This is a genomic window from Streptomyces sp. MMBL 11-1, from assembly GCF_028622875.1.
Classification (GTDB): domain Bacteria; phylum Actinomycetota; class Actinomycetes; order Streptomycetales; family Streptomycetaceae; genus Streptomyces.
Genome location: NZ_CP117709.1, coordinates 6,361,096 through 6,380,412 on the forward strand (window position 1 = coordinate 6,361,096; position 19,317 = coordinate 6,380,412).

General features: G+C 71.5%; 10 protein-coding genes. 7 read left to right on the forward strand and 3 right to left on the reverse strand.

What is annotated here, in order from left to right:
* Positions 1–36 precede the first annotated feature (36 nt).
* Positions 37–2,853, reverse strand: coding sequence for a glycoside hydrolase family 3 C-terminal domain-containing protein (locus PSQ21_RS28300; protein WP_274035982.1), 2,817 nt, complete (start codon positions 2,851–2,853; stop codon positions 37–39).
* Positions 2,854–3,242: 389 nt separating this feature from the next.
* Here PSQ21_RS28300 and PSQ21_RS28305 point away from each other — a divergent pair, with 389 nt between their 5' ends.
* From PSQ21_RS28305 to PSQ21_RS28330, 6 genes are all read left to right on the forward strand, one after another.
* Positions 3,243–4,910: an extracellular solute-binding protein gene (locus PSQ21_RS28305; RefSeq protein WP_274034103.1), complete on the forward strand. Its 1,668-nt coding sequence runs from the start codon at positions 3,243–3,245 to the stop codon at positions 4,908–4,910.
* A 35-nt stretch (positions 4,911–4,945) separates the two neighbouring features.
* Entirely contained in the window at positions 4,946–6,001 is a 1,056-nt protein-coding gene (locus tag PSQ21_RS28310; protein WP_274034104.1) for an ABC transporter permease, read from the forward strand.
* Positions 5,998–6,927 carry a carbohydrate ABC transporter permease gene (locus PSQ21_RS28315; protein ID WP_274034105.1) on the forward strand — a complete coding sequence of 310 codons (930 nt, stop codon included), beginning with the start codon at positions 5,998–6,000 and terminating at the stop codon, positions 6,925–6,927. The genes PSQ21_RS28310 and PSQ21_RS28315 overlap by 4 nt, the downstream gene beginning before the upstream one ends.
* 227 nt (positions 6,928–7,154) lie before the next feature.
* Positions 7,155–9,395: a 1,4-beta-glucanase gene (locus tag PSQ21_RS28320; protein WP_397988800.1), complete on the forward strand. Its 2,241-nt coding sequence runs from the start codon at positions 7,155–7,157 to the stop codon at positions 9,393–9,395.
* Between the two features lie 44 nt (positions 9,396–9,439).
* Positions 9,440–11,419: a beta-galactosidase gene (locus PSQ21_RS28325; RefSeq protein WP_274034106.1), complete on the forward strand. Its 1,980-nt coding sequence runs from the start codon at positions 9,440–9,442 to the stop codon at positions 11,417–11,419.
* Entirely contained in the window at positions 11,416–13,698 is a 2,283-nt protein-coding gene (locus PSQ21_RS28330; protein WP_274034107.1) for a glycosyl hydrolase family 95 catalytic domain-containing protein, read from the forward strand. The genes PSQ21_RS28325 and PSQ21_RS28330 overlap by 4 nt, the downstream gene beginning before the upstream one ends.
* Before the next feature lie 161 nt (positions 13,699–13,859).
* Here the strand turns inward: PSQ21_RS28330 and PSQ21_RS28335 are convergent, their stop codons facing one another.
* Positions 13,860–14,873 (reverse strand): LacI family DNA-binding transcriptional regulator, encoded by a 1,014-nt coding sequence (locus PSQ21_RS28335; RefSeq protein ID WP_274034108.1) that lies wholly within the window; start codon positions 14,871–14,873, stop codon positions 13,860–13,862.
* A 218-nt stretch (positions 14,874–15,091) separates the two neighbouring features.
* Positions 15,092–16,186: a lytic polysaccharide monooxygenase gene (locus tag PSQ21_RS28340; protein WP_274034109.1), complete on the reverse strand. Its 1,095-nt coding sequence runs from the start codon at positions 16,184–16,186 to the stop codon at positions 15,092–15,094.
* Between the two features lie 532 nt (positions 16,187–16,718).
* On the opposite strand from PSQ21_RS28340, the gene PSQ21_RS28345 reads away from it, so the two are divergent.
* On the forward strand, positions 16,719–19,310 hold the full coding sequence (locus PSQ21_RS28345; RefSeq protein WP_443334432.1) for a glycoside hydrolase family 9 protein: 2,592 nt from the start codon (positions 16,719–16,721) through the stop codon (positions 19,308–19,310).
* Positions 19,311–19,317: the final 7 nt, after the last annotated feature.

Consider the following 19,317-nt stretch of genomic DNA (forward strand, 5'->3'; position numbering starts at 1 on the left):
CTGGGGGAGAGGTGCCGGGCCGCCGCGGCCGTGGTCTCAGCCGGAGAAGGAGAGCCTCGCGAGCCGTACCGGGCCGCGCAGCCGGACGTGCAGATCGTGGACGCCGGACAGCGGGAGAGCGGCGGTGGTGGTGGCATAGGCGTACGGTCCGTTGGCGACGGGCGCGCAGGACGCGAGGAACGTCCCGTCGGACAGCCGCAGTTCCACCGCGGCAGGACCGGTCGCGGCCATCTCGGCCGACACCGTCGCGACCCCGTCTCCGAAGTCGCAGCCCCTGAAGACCAGTTCGCCGGTGCGACCGTCCGTGGCCGTCACCGCGTCGCCGCTCACCCTGGTCCGGTCCACGATCACGGTGCCGCGCTGTTCGTCGTAGTCCGCGGCATCGAGGCCGCCGGCCCGCAGGGGACGCGGAGCGGATTCCTCCCCCTCGACGCGCAGGCCGGAGGTGAGCCGGATGTCCGCGCTGGAGGCGCCGACGAGGAGGACGCGCCGGCCCGGGTCGACCGTCCAGCGGCCACGGGAGACATCCCAGAAGCCGAGTGCCTCGACGGGCACCTCGAACTCCAGCCGCTGGGCCGCCCCGGCGGCGAGGCGCAGCCTGCGGTGGGCGAGGAGCTGCCGCCGCGGCCTGGGGACGGCCGAATCCGGCGCCCGGACGTAGACCTGGGCGACCTCGTCCGCGTCACGCGTACCGCTGTTGGTCACGGTGAAGGACACCCGGAGGGTGTCGTCGGCACACGCGGCCGACAGATGGTCGTAGGCGAAGGAGCTGTAGGAGAGGCCGTGGCCGAACGGATAGAGGGGGGCGCCCTCGTAGTACAGGTAGGTCTGGCGGCTGCCGATGATGTCGTAGTCCAGCAGGTCGGGCAGCTCGGCGTCGGAGGTGTACCAGGTCTGCGGGAGCCGTCCCGCGGGCGACACGTCGCCGGCCAGCACCCGGGCGAGCGCGGTGCCCGCGGCCTGTCCCGCGTGGGCGGTCCAGAGCAGGGCGGGAAGGGCGGCATCCGCGTCGGTCAGCGCGTACGGATACGACGAGACGACGGCGAGCACCGTACGGGGGTTCGCGGCGTGGGCCGCGCGCCACAGCCGGGTCTGGTGGTCGGGCAGGCGCAGCGTGGTGCGGTCCTCGGTCTCGCGGCCGTTGATGTGCGGGTCGTTGCCGACGGCGACGACGACCACGTCGGCGGCGGCGGCCGCCGCGGCCACGTCGTCCACACCGCGGCTCACGGTCACGATGTCGAACACATCGCCCTCCTCGGCGACCTTCAGGCCTTCGGCGGTCACGGACACGTACCGGCCCGTGCCGACATGCCGGAGGAGGTGGCCCGCACCGTGTTCCTCCGGACGGAACGTCTCCCGCACCACCCAGCCCCCGGGCTGGTCGGCCGACGCGCGCAGGAGGCCGTCCTCGGCGACCGACACGTAGGCACCGTCCGGGGCCCGGAAGGTCAGCAGCCCGTGCCCCCAGTCCACCGCGGAGAACGTCGTCGGGTCGCCGCCGACCGTCAGGGGCGCGAGATCGGTGCGACCGCTCAGCAGCGCCGGGTCGAGCGCTCCTTCGGCTCCTCGCACCGTTGCCGTCGTAGAGGGGGACGGGACGCGCACCCAGCCCGCCGCTGTGCGCAGCCGCACCCGGTCGGCGCCCTCGGCGAAGGAGACGCGGTCTGTGCCGAAGCGCTCGCGCAGCCCGTCCAGGGGTGTGGAGCGGTGGATCAGCGTGCCGCTGTACCAGTCCAGCTTGCACGCGTCGGCGAGCGGCCCGACCAGGGCGACGCGGGTGCCTTCGGCCAGCGGCAGCAGGCCGTCGTTCCTGAGCAGTACGACGGCCTGCTCCGCGGCCTCCCGCGCGAGCGACCGGTGCTCCGGAGTGTCGAACGCCGCGGCCTTCGCGTACGGGTCCAGTCCGGGATCGAACTCCCCGAGGCAGAAGCGCATCCTCAGCAGCCGGCGTACGGCCTCGTCGACGGTCTCGTCGTCGAGCAGCCCTCGGTCGAGTGCCCCGTGAACGCGCCCGAGGGTGACGGAGGAGTCCTGGCCGTGGTCCGTGAAGCTGTCCACACCGGCGCGCAGGGCGGCGGCCACGGCTTCCTCATGGGTGTCGTAGTAGTGCTCGGAGTCGACCAGATTGGAGGGCGCGCCGGCGTCGGAGCAGACCACCAGGGGCTGGTCGGTCCAGGTCCGCAGCTCTGTCGCGAGCAGGGGGGAGAGATGGTTCGGCCTGCCGTTGACGAGGTTGTACGAGGGCATCACCCCGGCGACGGCCCCCGCCTCCACCGCGGGGCGGAAGGCCCGGAGGTCGTACTCGTGCAGGACCCGGGGGCGGATCGAGGAGGAGCTGGTGTCCCGGTCGGTCTCGTTGTTGTGGGCCAGCCAGTGCTTGAGCACCGGTGCGGTGCGCCAGTAGACGGGGTGGTCGCCGCGCAGCCCGCGGGTGTAGGCGACGGCGATGGCGGACGTCAGCCGGGGGTCTTCGGAGTACCCCTCTTCGTTGCGGCCCCACCACGGGTGTCGCAGCAGATTGACCGTGGGGGCCCACACGTTGAGCCCGACCCTCGGATCCTTCGCGCGCATGGCACGGACCTCCTCGCCGACGGCCTCACCGACCTGGCGGACGAGTCCCTCGTTCCACGTGGCGCCCAGCCCCACGGCCTGCGGGAAGACGGTGGCGGGTCCCATCCACGCCACGCCGTGCAGGGCCTCCTGCCCGGTACGGAACGCCTCGACGCCCAGGCGTTCGACGGCGGGCGCGAACTGGTGCAGCATCGCGATCCGCTCGTCGCGCGTGAGCCGCCCGAGCAGGTCGTCGACGCGCTCGTCGAGGGAGAGGGTGGCGTCACGGAAGGACGGCCGCATGTCGGTCACAGAGTTCCCCAAGGGTGAGCGATCTGAACAGTGACGCCGGACTCGAAGCGCTTCGATGCTGAAGGCGCCCGTGGGGGAGTGTCAAGACGCCATCGCCGCCGCCACGTGTTCACCGGAGATGCCGCCAGGTGCTTACCGGAGACGGGGGAGCGCTGTCGCAGGGGCAGCGACAGAAGCGAAACGAAAGAATTCCGGGGCGACTCTTGAACGGCCTGTCTTCCTCACTTAACCTCGCTGCAACATCGAAGCGCTTCGACGAGCAGGTCGGTCGACCCCTCCTCGTTTCGCCTGTCCCTCAGCTCGCCTCATCCGCCGACCCGCATGCGTACGGCCGCTCTCGAACGCCCGCCGGCCGCCCGCGTGACGAAAGGGGCTCTGCCATGCCCGACACCAAGGCTCCCAGCCGGAGAACGTTCCTCGGCTCCACCGCGGTCGCCGCGATCGCCGTCGCCGGCGGTGTGCCACTGCTCGGCGCGTGCAGCGGTTCGTCCGGCGGCAGCCGCGCCGAGGGGGCCACCACGGGGAAGAAGCTTCGGAGCGTCCTCCCGGCCTTCGTCGGGTCCGACGTCGTGAAGCCGGACGTGCCGAGCGCGAACGGGTCGGCCGTGGCCTTCACCTCCGCGCTGCCGGCCTCGAAGCTGGCCGTCTCCGTGCCCGAGAAGCTCGGCAAGGGCGGCACCGTCACGATCATGGCTCCGCTCTGGGGGACCTCCCCCAAGGACGACAACCCGTACTGGTCGGCGATGGACGAGGCCATCGGTGTGAAGGTGAACTGGCAGAACCAGGACGGCAACACCTACGGGCAGAAGCTCGGAGCCGTCCTCGCCTCCAGCGGCGTCCCGGACGTGGTCGTGGTACCCGCCTGGGAGTTGGGCGGCAAGATACCCAGCGCCATCAACCACAAGTTCGCCGACCTCGGCCCGTACCTGTCGGGCGACAAGGTCAAGGACTACCCGAACCTGGCGGCGATCCCCACCAACGCCTGGCAGCGGGCCGTCTTCGGCGGCAAGCTCCGCGGCCTGCCCATGCCGGCCAGCGACATCCCCAATATCGCGCCCTTCTACCGGTCCGACCTCTTCGAGGCCAAGGGGTACGAGCCGCCCACCACCACCCAGGAGTTCTCCGACCTCGCCAAGGAGATCACCTCCGCCAGGAACGGGGTCTGGGCCTGCGGCGACATGACCTGGGCGGCGTACAAGTTCTTCGGCGTCCTCGACGAGAAACCCGTCTGCTGGAAGCTCGTCGGTGACAAGCTGGTCCACCGGATCGAGACCCCCGAGTACCTCGAAGCCCTCGCATGGTCCCGCTCCCTCTACTCCGCCGGATTCGTGCACCCGGACGCCAAGGCCGAGAGCGGGGACATCGGCAACCTCTTCACCGCCGGCCGGGTGTGGATGTACAACGCGGACATCTCCGACTGGTACGGCAAGACCGTCGTCCAGCGGGGCGACAGCCCGGGCTTCTCCATGGCCGCCATGGACTACTTCCACCACGACGGCGGCGAGCCCCGTCTCTACGCCGGTTCGCCCTCCAACATCTGGGCGTTCGTCAACAAGAACGCCGACGAGAAGACGGTCCGGGACGTCCTCGCCATCGCCAACTACACGGCGGCCCCGTACGGCACCAGGGAGCAGCGCCTCAAGGCGTACGGCGTGGAAGGGCTCCACCACACGCTCAAGGGCGACGAGATCACCAAGACCGAGGCAGGCAACAACGAGGTCTTCGCGACCTACGAGTACGTCGCGAGCCCTCAGCAGTTCTTCGCCTACCCCAACCACCCCGACGTGGCCGAAGGGATGGTCCGCTGGCAGCAGCGCATGGGGGCGTTCGTCACCCGGCCCCTCTTCTACGGCATGCAGGTCCAGGAGCCGAACCGCTGGGCCGAGCTCAGCAGCCAGTTCGAGGACCTGGAGAAGGACATCGTGCGCGGCCGGAAGAAGATCAGCGACATGCAGCAGGCCGTGTCGGACTGGCGCTCCCGCGGTGGTGACCAACTGCGCGACTGGTACCACAAGCTCCTGGACGACGCCGGCGACCAGGCGTCCTGACCGCACCGGACCGAGGGGGAACAAGGAGAGAGAACGTGCCGCAGAGCAAGGTGGCGGGCCCGGAACGCGCCGCTGACCCCAGCAGGAAGGCGCCGGCTCGCTCCGGCCCGGCCGAGGACCCGGACACAGCGGGGCGGCCGGACATCCCCTCCCGCGCCTCCCGGGGCGTCGGCTGGAGAATCCGGCTGCGTCGCGACCGGACGCTGATCCTGATGACCCTGCCCGCGGTCCTGCTCGTCCTGGTCTTCAACTACGTGCCTCTGCTCGGCAACGTGGTGGCGTTCCAGGACTACGACCCCTACCTCGGGGGCGACGCCCTGCAGGCGATCCGCGAGAGTCCCTGGGTGGGCGTCGAGCACTTCGGCCGCATGCTGGAGGACCGGCTCTTCTGGCAGGCGCTGGAGAACACCCTGACGATCTTCCTGGTGCAGCTCACCCTGTTCTTCCCCGTGCCGATCCTGCTCGCGCTGCTCATCAACAGCTTCGTCCGGCCCCGGGTCCGCGCCGTCGCGCAGGCGGTGCTGTACCTGCCCCACTTCTTCTCCTGGGTGCTGGTCGTCACCATCTTCCAGCAGATGTTCGGCGGTGCCGGCATGCTGGCCCAGACCCTGCGCGAGCACGGCCACGAGGGCATCGACCTGATGACCGATCCCGGCCTGTTCACGTTCCTGGTCACCTTCGAGATGGTCTGGAAGGACGCGGGCTGGGGCGTCATCGTCTTCCTCGCCGCGCTCTCCGTCATCAGCCCCGACCTGTACGAGGCGGCGGCGATGGACGGCGCCTCGCGGTGGCGGCGGATGTGGCACGTGACGCTGCCGGCCCTGCGTCCCGTGGTCGCCCTGCTGCTGGTGCTGCAGGTGGGCAATGCCCTGACCGTCGGGTTCGAGCAGATCCTTCTCCAGCGCACCGCGGTCGGCCCGGCCGCCGCCGAGGTCCTCGACACCTACGTCTGGAACGTCGGCATCCAGTACGGGGACTTCAGCTACGCGGCAGCGGTCGGGATCGTCAAGGGAATCATCGGCCTCGGTCTCGTACTGGCGGCCAACAAGGTCGCCCACCTGATGGGCGAGCAGGGGGTGTACAAGCGATGAGCACCGTGGAGGGTTCCACGCGTCCCGGGGCGACCCGCGGCAGGCTGAGGCCGGTGTGGGAGGAGGAGCCGCGCCGGGCAGGTCTGGCGGCGAAGGGCACGGTCCTCGTACTCGCCTGCGCGGCGATCCTCTTTCCCCTGTGGATCGTGATCGTCACCAGCATGTCCTCGGTGAGGACCATCACGGAGGCCGGCGGGCTCGTCGTCGTCCCCCGAGGGATCACCCTCGTGGCCTACCAGGAACTGCTCGGCGGAGGCCAGGTCACCCGAGCGGCGCTGGTGAGCGTGGGGGTCACCGTCATCGGCACGGCCTTCAGCATGACCGTGTCCGTCCTGTGCGCCTACGGCCTCTCGCGCAGCGGGTCCCTGCTGCACCGGCCCCTGCTGGTGACCCTTCTCGCCACCCTGTTCTTCGGCGCGGGTCTCATCCCCACCTACCTGCTGGTCCAGGGGCTCGGGCTGACCGACACCTACTTGTCCCTGATCCTTCCCAGCGCGGTGAGCGTCTTCAACATCCTCGTCCTGCGGTCCTTCTTCATGAGCGTCGCACCCGAGCTCCTCGACAGTGCCCGTATCGACGGCGCCGGCGACGTCCGCATCCTGTGGACGATCATCATGCCGCTGTCCCGCGCGGTCCTCGCCGTGATCGCGCTCTTCTACGCCGTCGGCTACTGGAGCGCCTGGTTCAACGCGTCGATCTATCTGAGCGACCAGAACATGATGCCGCTGCAGAACGTGATGATGCAGCTGGTTCTCAAGCAGGAACGCCCCACGGGCCTGGCGCAGGCCATCAACACCGGCCAGCTCTCGCCCCTGTCCATCCAGATGGCGGTCATGGTGCTCGCGCTGCTGCCGGTGGCCGTGCTGTCGCCGTTCGTCCAGAGGCACTTCAAGAAGGGCATGCTGACGGGCGCGGTCAAGGGCTGACACCCGCGACGCCCCCGGGCCACGACGCCGTCGCCCGCCGGACCGGCGGCTTCCTCCGCCCAAGCCGCCGTCCGCCGCGCGGCCCCTCACCTCCGCCGGGTCCGCCCGCACCCGAACGTCCGCCCCCGACCGCCCGCACCCGACCGTCCGCCCCGACCGTTCGCCCCCGACCACGGGGGGACCCACCGCTCCGCACCGCAACGGCTCCACGAAGAGAGGGTTTCGTCATGTCCATACGCGAACACCGGCCCGGCAGGCGCACGGTCCTCACCGCCGGTGTGCTCACGGGTCTGACCTCCTGGTCCGCGCTGTCCGCGAGCGGCGCCGTCGCCGCACCGATGACCCCCGCCGCCCCGGAGTCCTCCGACGCGGCCGGTGCCACCCAGCGGCACCGCTGGCGTACCGCGGTCATCGGCGGCACCGGTTTCGTCACCGGCGTCCTCTTCCACCCCCGCGTCGAGGGACTCGCCTACGCCCGGACCGACATCGGCGGCGCGTACCGGTGGGACAGCCGCACGCGGGCGTGGGTCCCCCTCACCGACCATCTCGGCTGGGACGACTGGAACCTGCTGGGCGTCGAGGCCATGGCCGTCGATCCCCACCATCCCGACCGCCTCTACCTCGCCGTCGGGACGTACGCGCAGAGCTGGTCGGAGAACGGGGCCGTGCTGCGTTCGGAAGACCGGGGGGCCACCTGGGCGCGCACCGATCTGCCGGTGAAGCTCGGGGCCAACGAGGACGGGCGCGGCACCGGCGAGCGACTCCTCGTCGACCCCGCCGACAGCGACACCCTCTGGCTCGGCACCCGCCACGACGGCCTGTGGAAGTCCGCCGACCGCGGCGCCACCTGGGCGCGGGCCGGGTTCGGACCCGAGCCGGTGGCGGACGGCCAGGGAATCACCCTCCTCGTCGCCGCGGGACGGACGCTGTACGCGGGATGGGCCGACGGCGGATCCGCCTTGTACCGCCGCCGTTCCGACGCCACCTGGGAGCCCGTCCCGGGGCAGCCGGAAGGCGTACCGGCCCGCGTGCCCGTCCGCGCCGCGTACGACACCGCGCTCCGCACGCTCCACGTCACCTACGCCGACGCCCCCGGGCCCAACGGGCAGAGCGACGGCAGCGTGCACGCCCTGAACACCGTCACGGGCGCCTGGAGCGATATCACCCCGGTCCGGCCCGGCGGCACCACCTCCGACGGAGCCCCCGACACGTTCGGATACGGAGGCGTCGCGGTCGACCCCCAGCGGCCCGGCACCCTGGTGGTCACCACCAACAACCGCTGGGCGGACGTCGACACGGTCTTCCGCTCCACGAACGGCGGACGCACCTGGGAATCCCTGAAGGACCGTGCCGTCCTGGACGTCTCCGCGACCCCCTACCTGCGATGGGGCGAGCCCCGGCCCAAGTTCGGCTGGTGGATCCAGGCGGTCGCCATCGACCCCTTCGACTCCCGCCACATCGTCTACGGCACCGGCGCCACCCTCTACGGCACCCGTGACCTGGTCCACTGGGCTCCCGAGATCCGCGGCCTGGAGGAAAGCGCCGTACGGCAGCTGATCTCCCCTCCCGAAGGCGGAGCGCATCTGCTCAGCGGCCTGGCCGACATCGGCGTCATGTACCACGACTCCCTCACCGCCTCGCCTCCCCGCGGCATGGCCACCAACCCGCTCTTCGGCACCTCCACCGGTCTGGCGATGGCGGACCGCCGGCCCTCCTACGTCGTGCGGACGGGATGGTCGTCGAGCGGCAACGGCGCCTGGTCCGGCGACGGCGGCCGGACCTGGCAGCCCTTCGCGAGCCAGCCGGACATCGCGAGCACGGCTCCCGGCCCCATCGCGACCAGCGCGGACGGCAGCACCCTGCTGTGGTCGTTCGTCCACTGGGACGGCTCCACGCACGCCACTCACCGCTCGACCGACAACGGCGCCACCTGGGCGGAAGTGCCCACCTTCCCCCGGGGCGGCACACCGGTCGCCGACCCCTGGGACCCGCGCCGCTTCTACGCCTACGACACGGTGAACGGCACCGTCGTACGCTCGGTCGACGGCGGACGGACCTTCACCGCCGCCGCCACCGGCCTGCCGGCGGGCGACAGCCAGTTCCGGCTGGCCGCCACCCCCGGCCGAAGCGGCCACCTCTGGCTCTCCGCCAAGTGGAACGGCCTGCACCGGTCCGTCGACGGCGGCGCCACCTTCACCAAGGTCGACAGCTGCTGGGCCTCCTACACCCTGGGCTTCGGCAAGGCGGCGGCCGGCGCGGCCCATCCGACGATCTTCCAGGTCGGCGCCACCGACCAGGTCACCGCCGTCCTGCGTTCCGACGACGAGGGCGCCTCCTGGACCCGTATCAACGACGACGCCCACCAATGGGGCTGGATCGGCGAGACGATCACCGGCGATCCGCGCGTTCACGGCCGCGTCTACCTCGGCACGAACGGCCGCGGCGTCCAGTACGCCGACCCCGTCTGACCTCTCCGACCCACTCCGACCTCCGCGACGAAGCGAGTCCTCGCATGCCTACTCTCAACGACGCCACCCGATCCCGCATCCTCCTCGGCGGCGACTACAACCCGGAGCAGTGGCCCGAGGAGATGTGGGCGGAGGACATGCGACTGATGAAGGAGGCCGAGGTCACCTCCGCCACCATCGGGGTGTTCTCCTGGGCGAAGATCGAACCCCGCCCGGGAGAACGCCACTTCGGCTGGCTCGACCGGATCGTGGACCTGCTGCACCAGCACGGCATAGGGGCCGTCCTCGCCACCCCCACCGCCGCACCGCCGGCGTGGATGGGATCCCTCCACCCCGAAACACTGCCGCGCGGCGAGGACGGATCCACCGTCTGGTACGGATCACGCCAGCACTTCTGCCCCAGCTCACCCGTCTACCGGGCCTACGCGACGGCCATCACGAAGGACCTCGCCGAGCGTTACGGCGACCACCCGGCCCTGCGCATGTGGCACATCAACAACGAGTACTGCACCTTCTGCTGGTGCGACGAGACCGCACGGCACTTCCGCCGCTGGCTGCGCCGCGTGTACACCACGACCGACGCCCTGAACGAGGCCTGGGGCACCGCCTTCTGGAGCCAGCGCTACGACACGTGGGAGCAGGTCATCCCGCCGCGCAGGGCCCAGTACCTGCGCAACCCCGCCTGCACGCTCGACTTCAGACGGTTCACCTCCGACGCCCTCCTGGAGTGCTACACCGCCGAGCGCGACATCGTTGCCGCGCGCACCCCCCACATCCCCGTCACCACCAACTTCATGCCGTTCTGGACCGGCCAGGACGCATGGAGGTGGGCCCAGGAGGAGGACGTCGTCTCCGTCGACATCTACCCGGACCCCACCGACCCGCACGCCGGCCAGTACGGAGCCATGATCCAGGACATGACCCGCTCCCAGGCCCGCGGACCGTGGATGGTGATGGAGCAGGCGGCGGGCGCGGTGAACTTCCGCGACGTCAACGTGCCCAAGCCCCGTGGACTGGGCCGGCTCTGGTCCCTCCAGGCCGTCGCCCGCGGCGCGGACGCCGTCTGCCACTTCCAGTGGAGGCAGTCGCGACAGGGAGCGGAGAAGTTCCACTCGGCCATGGTCTCCCACGCCGGTGAACACGGCCGCGCCTACCAGGAGATCAAACAGATCGGTGCCGAACTGTCCCGGCTGGGAGAGCGCGTCGCCGGCACCCACGTCACCGCGGAGGTGGCGGTCCTCCACGACTGGAACTCCTGGTGGGCCGACGAACAGGAGGGCCGCCCCTCCTCCGAGGTGCACTACCCCACCGTCGTACGCGCCTGGCACCGCGCCCTGTGGGAGGCCGGGATCACCACCGACTTCGCCCACCCCGAACACGACCTGGACGCCTACCGCCTCATCGTCGTTCCGCACCTGTATCTGCTCACCGACGCCGCGGTGGACAACCTCGTCGCCCACGTACGCGGCGGCTCCACCCTCGTCTGCGGGTTCATGACCGGGGCCGCGGACCAGGACGACCGTATCCGCCCCGGCGGCATGGACGAACGCCTGCGCGATCTGTTCGGTATCCGCCTCGTCCACGAATGGTGGCCGCTGCCGGCGGGCGAGAAGGTGGCATGCGAGGGCCGCGAGGGCCTGAACCCCTTCGAGGGAACCCTCTGGGCGGAGGAACTGGAACGGTCCGCGGCCGAGACCGTCGCCACCTACCGAAGTGGTGAGCTCGTCGGCATGCCCGCCGTGCTGCGCCACGGGCGTGCCTGGTACGTCTCCACGCTGCCCGAGCCGACCGCCCTGCGCGAACTGCTCGCCCACGTGGCGTGCGGGGCGGGTGTCCGCCCCGTCCTGGAGAACCGGCCACCCGGCCTCGAAGCGATCCGCCGCGGTGACGTGCTCTTCCTGCTCAACCACGCCCCCGGGCCGATCGACGTCGACGTACCGGGCCCGTGCCGGGACCTGATCACGGGCGACCGGGTGGACGGTTCCGTGCGCCTGGAGCGCCACGGCGTGGCGGTCCTGGCGTGAGACACGGGACGTGGGAGCCGCGGCCCGCCGGACGGTGGGAGGACGCCTTCCTCAGCGGCAACGGCCGGCACGGCGCCATGGTGTTCGGAGACCCGGCCGACGAACGCGTCGTCGTGAACCACCACACCCTGGTCCGCCCCAACGGCAGCGAAGCGCTCGGCCCCCCGGCGCTCGCCGCCGGACTCCCCGCTCTGCGGGCAGCCCTGCTGGCAGGCGACACCCGAGCGGCGGAGGAGTTCGGCGCCGGACACCCGCACGTGTGGGTGCAGCCCTTCCACCCCGCCTTCCAGGTCCGCGTACGAGGCGGGGGCGCGGCGGGGGGACCGGGATACCGCAGGCAGGTGGACTTCACCAGCGGGCAGGTGAGCGCCAGCGACGACGGCTGGCGCAGTGACCTCTTCGTCTCACGCACCGACGACGTGATCGTCCACCGGGTGTCCGGCGGGCCCGGCGCGCTGAGTGCCGAGGTCCGCCTCGACGAGCGCCTGCCCGGGCTGCCCGACGGGCTGCGCTTCTCCCGCTCGGTCGTGTGCGAGAAGAACGGGCACCCGGCCACCAGGGCGGTACTGAGCCTGCGCACCGAGTACGGGAACGGACGGACCGCCTTCACGGGGACCACCCTGGTGGTCGTCCCCGACGGCCGGGCGGACGCGGCCGGTGACCTGCTGCGGGTCACCGGAGCCTCCGCGATCCTGCTGCTGACCCGGGTGGAGCGGCACCCTGCCGACAGCGACCCCGGCCCCGCGCACCGCCGCGCGCTGGACGCCCTGCTCGAAGCCGACCAGGTCAGCGTGGCCGAGGGCGTCCCACCCCGCCCGGACGCGCGCGATGCCGTCGACCTGGCGTACGCACGGCTCCTGGCCGGACACCTGCCCGCTCACCGTGGTGCCTACCTCCGTGCCGGACTCACCCTCACGACGGACCCGGCGGAGAGAGAACTGCCGGGCACCGCGCTGCTGCGCCGTCCGGACAGCCCGGCACTTCTCGAACGCCTCTTCGCGGCGGGCCGCTACCACCTCCTGTCGTCCAGCGGCATGCTGCCGCCGCGCCTCACCGGCCTCTGGACGGGCGACTGGAACACCGCCTGGTCCGGCGCCTTCACCACCAACGCCAACCTCAACCTGCAGGTGGCGTCCGCCGCCGCCGGGGCGCTGCCCGAGGTGTCCCGGGCCCACGCGGAACTCGTACGCGGTCAACTGGCCGACTGGCGCGACAACGCCCGTGAAATCTTCGGCGCACGCGGCGTCGTCGCGCCCTCCCACACCGACGGGGAGAGCGGCCACACCCGGCACTTCGAACGCGCCTACCCCCTGCACCTGTGGACCGCGGGCGCCGACTGGCTGCTCCACCCCCTGGTCGACGAAGCCCTCACCGGCGGCCGGCCGCCCGACCCCTGGCTCCCTTCCGCGCTGGTCGAAGTTGCCGAGTTCTACGATGACTTCCTGGTCAGCCGCGGCCCCGACGCCCCCGTGGCGGTGGTCCCCTCGTACTCGCCCGAGAACCGCCCCGCCAACGCGAGCTGGGGCACCGTCGACGCCACGATGGACATCGCCGCCGCCCGCCACGCCCTGACCACCGCCGCCGACTTCCGGCCCGGCCATCCCCGCGCCCCGCACTGGCGAGCCCTCGCCGCCAGGCTTGCTCCGTACCGGGTCAACGAGGACGGAGCGCTGGCCGAATGGGCCGGTCCCGAGCTGGCGGACACCTACGACCACCGGCACATCAGCCACCTCTACCCGGTGTGGCCGCTCGACGAGATCAACCCCCACGACACGCCCGCCCTGGCGGCGGCCGCCCACCGCGCTCTCGAACTGCGCGGCACCGAGAACGACTCGGCGCACGGCCGCCTGCACACCGCCCTCGTCGCCGCTCGGCTGCGCGACGGGGAACTGGCGGGCCGAGCACTCCGCCACGTGCTGCACGGCGACTACTTCCACGACTCACTCATGAGCGCCCACTACCCGGGGCGGGACGTGTACAACGCGGACGCCGCGCACGCCCTGCCCGCGGTGCTCATCGAGTGCCTGGTCCAGTCGTCCCCCGGCCGGCTGGTGCTGCTGCCCGCCGTGCCGCGCGCGTGCGCCGAGGGCACCTTGCGGGGCATCCGAACGCGCTTCGGGGCCCGACTCGACCTGCGGTGGTCCGAAGGGCACGCCACCGCCGTGCTGTGGCCGTCGAGCGACTGCACGATCGAGGTGGTCGCGGGAGGCGGAGCCCCCTTCCCACTGACCCTCGTCGCCGGCGAGAGGCACACGCTCTCCCTCCCCGGCGGGAGATGACCCCGCCCCGGGGGAGCAGCCCCACGCACCCCACCGCGTACCGGTTCGGCGAGCACCGTCCCCGGCACCCTCGCGACGGTGCCCACCCCGTCGGCCGCCGTCGCTCCGACGCCGTCCCCGCCACCCGCCGCCGCACCCCGGCCACCGGGCGACCGCGCCCGTCATCCCCTGACGGGCGCCGCCCCGCTGCTCGCGCGGACCACGAGTTCCGGCTCGAGAAGGACGACCTCGTCGTCGGCCTCCCCCTCGATCTTGGCGATGAGGCGGTCGACGGCCTGACGTGCCATCTCCCGCGCGGGGATGGTGACGGAGGTCAGCCGGACCGAGCCCTGGAGGGCGACCTGCTCGGGGCAGACGGCGACGACCGAGATGTCCTCGGGCACCGCCCGCCTGTTCTGGCGCAACAGGCTGAGCAGCGGCTCCACCGCCTGCTCGTTGTGCACGACGAAGCCCGTGACCTCGGGGCGTTCGGTGAAGATCTGCCCGACGGCGCTCGCCATCGAGGCGTACGTGCCCTCGCACGGACGGTGCAGCACACGCAGCCCGAGCCGGTGCGCGCGGGCGCGCAGGCCGTCGATCGTACGCTCCGCGAAGCCGGCCTTCCGCTCGTACACGGCCGGAGCCTCGCCGATCACCGCGATCTCCCGGTGCCCCAACTCGGCCAGGTGCTCCACACACAGGGCGCCGGCCTCGGTGAAGTCCAGGTCGACGCAGGTGAAACCGGTGGTCTGGGAGGGCAGACCGATGAGCACCGCGGGCCGTCCGCTCTCACGCAGCACGGGGAGCCGGGCGTCGTCCAGTTCCACGTCCATCAGGATGATGGCGTCCACCAGGCCGCTGGCGACCACGCGGCGCACGGCGGTGGGCCCCTCTTCGCCGGTGAGCATCAGAACGTCGAAGCCGTGCTCCCGGGCGTTGGTGGCGACGGCGATGGCGATCTCCATCATCACCGGGACGTACATGTCCGTGCGCAACGGCATCATCAGCGCGATGATGTTGGACCTGCTGCTCGCCAGTGCTCTGGCTCCCGCGTTGGGGTGGTAGCCCAGTTCCGTGATGCTGCGTTCCACCCGGCGCTTGGTGACCTCGGAGATGGTTCGCTTGCCACTGAGGACATAGCTGACCGTGCTGGCGGAAACTCCGGCATGCTGCGCCACGTCGGCAAGGGTGACCATCGGGATCTCCAGGATTGGGAAGCGCTTCGACCGTGCACTTGTCGCTTAAAGTGCAGGTTGTCAGAACAGTAATCCGGCCCGAGGGGTGCTGTCCAGAGCATGGAGTCGAAGCGCTTCGACGCTGCTGGAGCCTTTCGGCGCTGACGCGTGCGGATGCCCACGCACAACAGCGCCGGCTCCCGCGCGATGCGGGAACCGGCGCTGTCGTGCGGGGGCGGCTACGGGGTGACGCAGCCGATCGAACCGACCGGGAAGTCGTTGCCGGTCGAGGTCGCGGTGAAGCCGAAGGTGGTGCTGCCCTCCGGTGCGATGGTGCGGTTGTGGTCGAGGTTCCTGACCGTCAGCGTCCCGTCGGGCGCCGTGGTCAGCGCACCGTTCCACACGCTGCTGACCCTGGAGCCGACGCCGGGCATCCACCGCACGGCCCAGCCCTCACGCGGTGTCGTGCCGTGGTTCATGACTTCGACGGAACCCTGGAAGCCGCCGTTCCAGGAGTTGGTCACGTTGTAGACGGCCATGCACCCGGTGTGCGGGTCGGTGGGGGTCGGAGTGGGTGTCGGGGTCGGAGTGGGCGTCGGCTGGGGAGTGCCGCCCGAGCCGCGGATGCCGGTCACCTCGCCGTTGCCGCCGTCGAAGACGATGTCGGAGCAGGAGAAGAAGTTCTCCTGGCTGTCCGAGCGCACCCACTGGATGAACATGACGGCGTCACCCGAGCGGCCCGAGGGCAGGTCCAGGTCCCAGTAGTAGTGACCGCCGTCCGTGCCCGCCCCGCCCGTCTGCGGCGGATCGGTGACCGTCCCGATCAGCTCCAGGTCGTCCCAGCCCAGCGCGGTGCTGGGCGAGTAGCCGGGCTTGGACAGGTAGACCCGGAAGGAGCCCGGGTGTGCCGCCCAGTTGCTGTGCTTGACCTGGATGGTCGCCCCGGACGTCAGATGCGTCCGGGGCCAGTCGGAGCGAGGGGCGTTGTAACCGGTGAAGTTGTACGGCGACCGGTCGCCGGCACTGCACAGCTTCCCGTCCGGGACGTACCCCTCCCCCCGTCCGCCCGCGTTGGAGTCGAGCACGGCGAACCAGTTGTACAGCGCGGTCGCGCCGCTCTCGGCGAGCGCGGCCTTGCACGCCGGGTTGGTCGGGTCCAGGGCGCCGGTGCCGGTCCTGGCGTCCAGCATGCAGAGGTAGGTACGCGATCCCGGTGTCATCGTGACGCCGTGCGCCTCCGCGTCGGTCTGGCCCATCAAGGTCAGGCCGATTCCGCCGAGCAGCGTCGCGAGCACCGCCGCCAGGGAGGTGAACAGCTTCTTGCGTCGGGCCATGAGGTCTCCTGTGCCTGTGTGGGGATGGTCTTCCGGTCGTGTTCTCTCCTGCCGCCGCCGTCGGGCGAGGAGTGTGGGGGGCGCCTGCATCAGGAGGGCGCCGACAGGGGGACGAGCGGGCTGCGCGTGCTGCTGGGGGTGCGGTGACGCTCGCATGCGGGGCCTCTCCGGGAGGGGGACCGGATGGGGCGATCACGGGATCGGGAGCGCCCGGCCATGCCGTGCCGTGCCCGGCCATGTGGGCTGGGAGCGCTCCCATCCGTTGGTCCTACGGACTGTAAGAGTGTTGCTGTGTTCCTGACAACCCATCGCGACGAATCCTGTCCAACCGCTTGACGGCGCGCCTCGCGACCCCGATTTTGGGAGCGCTCCCACTCTTGCCCGCACTCTGCCGGACGTCATCCGGTGCCCCCGTCCCCGTGTGCCCTTCCCCCCCTCCCGTAAGGACTTCGGTGTGCCGCGACATCAGCCACTCGTCACCCGCCCGTCCCGTACGCCCCGCCGACCGGGCCGCTCCAGACGCGTCAGCGTGCTGGCGGGCGCCGCAGCCGCCGTCGGACTGCTGGCCGGCACTCTCGCCGCACCCGCCGGCGCGGCCCAACCCGTCAACGAGCCGTCCGAGCCCCCCGAGATCATCGTCAACGGGGACTTCTCCGCGGGCACCGCTCCCTGGTGGTCGACGGACAACAGTCCCGTCGCCGTCTCGGACGGACGGCTCTGTGCCGACGTCCCCGGGGGCACGGCCAACGCGTGGGACGCCATCGTCGGGCAGAACGGGCTCGCCCTCACCGCCGGCGAGGGATACACCCTGAGCTACACGGCGACGTCCACCGTGCCGGTCACCATCCGCACCAACGTGCAGATGGCGACCGAACCGTGGACCACGGAACTCGCCACAGCGCAGCCGGTCGGGGCGACCGCCGAACGCGTCACGGAGACCTTCACGGCCGGAGCCGACCACGACGCGGCGCAGCTCGCCTTCCAGATCGGGGGCAGCGCCGAGGCCCTCACCTTCTGCGTCGACGACGTGTCGCTGCGCGGCGGGACCGCGCCGCCGCCGTACGAACCGGACACCGGCTCCCCGGTCCGGGTCAACCAGGTCGGGTACCTCACCCACGGACCCAAGGCCGGCACCGTCGTCACCGACGGGACCGACCCGCTGCCCTGGACACTCGAATCGGCCGACGGGACACGCGTGGCCGGCGGCACCACCACTCCGGCGGGCGTGGACACCGCCTCGCGGCACAACGTCCACACCTTCGACTTCAGCGCCGTGACGACCGCGGGGGAGGGGTACACGGTCACGGTCGCGGGCGAGAGGAGCGAGCCGTTCGCCATCGGCGACGACCTCTACGCGTCGCTGCGCACCGACGCGCTCGCGTACTTCTACCACAACCGCAGCGGCATCGAGATCGACGCGGACATCGTGGGCGAGCAGTACGCGCGACCGGCCGGCCATGTGGGCGTGAGCCCCAACCAGGGCGACAACGACGTGCCCTGCCAGCCGGGCGTGTGCGACTACCGTCTCGACGCGGCCGGGGGCTGGTACGACGCCGGCGACCACGGCAAGTACGTGGTCAACGGGGGTATATCGGTGGCCCAGTTGATGTCCACGTTCGAACGGACCCTGTACGAGGAGACCGCCGACGCCGCGCCGCTCGGCGACGGCGAGCTGCGGCTGCCCGAGCACGGGAACGCCACCCCCGACATCCTCGACGAGGCCCGCTGGGAGCTGGAGTTCCTCATGCGGATGCAGGTGCCCGCGGGGGAGCCGCTCGCCGGCATGGCCCACCACAAGCTGCACGACAAGGCGTGGACCGGACTGCCGCTCCGGCCGGACCGTGACCCCCAGCCCCGGGAACTGCATCCGCCGACCACGGCGGCCACCCTCAACCTGGCGGCCACCGCCGCCCAGTGCGCCCGTCTCTTCCAGGTCTACGACGCGGACTTCGCGGCGCGGTGCCGGTCGGCCGCGCGGTCCGCGTGGACAGCGGCCAAGGCCCACCCGGACATCCTCGCCGATCCGCAGGACGCCACGGGCGGCGGCGCCTACAACGACGACGACGTGCGGGACGAGTTCTACTGGGCGGCGGCGGAACTGTTCCTCACCACCGGTGAGGACGGCTACCGCCAGGAAGTCCTCCGCTCCCCGCTGCACGGTGACACCGACGCGGTCTTCCCCCGCGGCGGCTTGTCCTGGGGCTCGGTCGCCGGGCTCGGCGCCCTGAACCTCGCGCGGGTGCCGGGCAAGCTGTCCGCCGATCAGCTCGCCGTCGTGCGCGGCATGGTGACCGAAGCCGCCGACGGATACGCGGCCGACTCGGCGGCGGCCGCGTACGGCCTTCCGTACGCCCCCGACGACGGACACTACGTATGGGGCTCGAACAGCCAGGTCGCCAACAACATGGTCGTCCTGGGCTCCGCCCACGACCTGACCGGCAGGGCCGTCTACCGTGACGCCGTCCTGCGCGGACTCGACTACCTGCTGGGCCGCAACGCGCTGAACCAGTCCTACGTCACCGGGTACGGCGAGCGGGACTCGCGCAACCAGCACCACCGGTTCTGGGCCAACCAGCTCGACCCGGCCCTGCCGAACCCCGCACCGGGATCCCTGGCCGGCGGTCCGAACGCCTCCATCGAGGACCCCGTCGCGCAGGCCAAGCTGAAGGGCTGCGCACCGGCGATGTGCTACATCGACGACATCGAGTCCTGGGCCACGAACGAGATCACCATCAACTGGAACGCCCCGCTCGCCTGGGTCGCGTCCTACGTGGACGATCTGGGCGGCGGTGAGCCCGTGCCGACGCGGTGCGAGGTGACGTACACCTCGCAGCGCTGGAGCGACGGCTTCACCACCCACGTCGCGCTGAAGAACACCGGCGACCGCCCCGTCCAGCCCTGGCGGCTCGACTGGACGTTCGCCGACCGGCAGCAGGTGACCGACGCCTGGGGCGCCGACATCGGGCAGGACGGGCCCCGGGTCACCGCAGGGGCCCTGGACTGGAACGCCACTCTCGCGCCCGGCGGCACCGTGCGGTTCGGCTTCAACGGCCGGCCCACCGGCCTCGTGCACGACCCCCGGGTCTTCCGGCTGAACGGCCAGGCCTGCGGGACGACATCGTGACGACGAG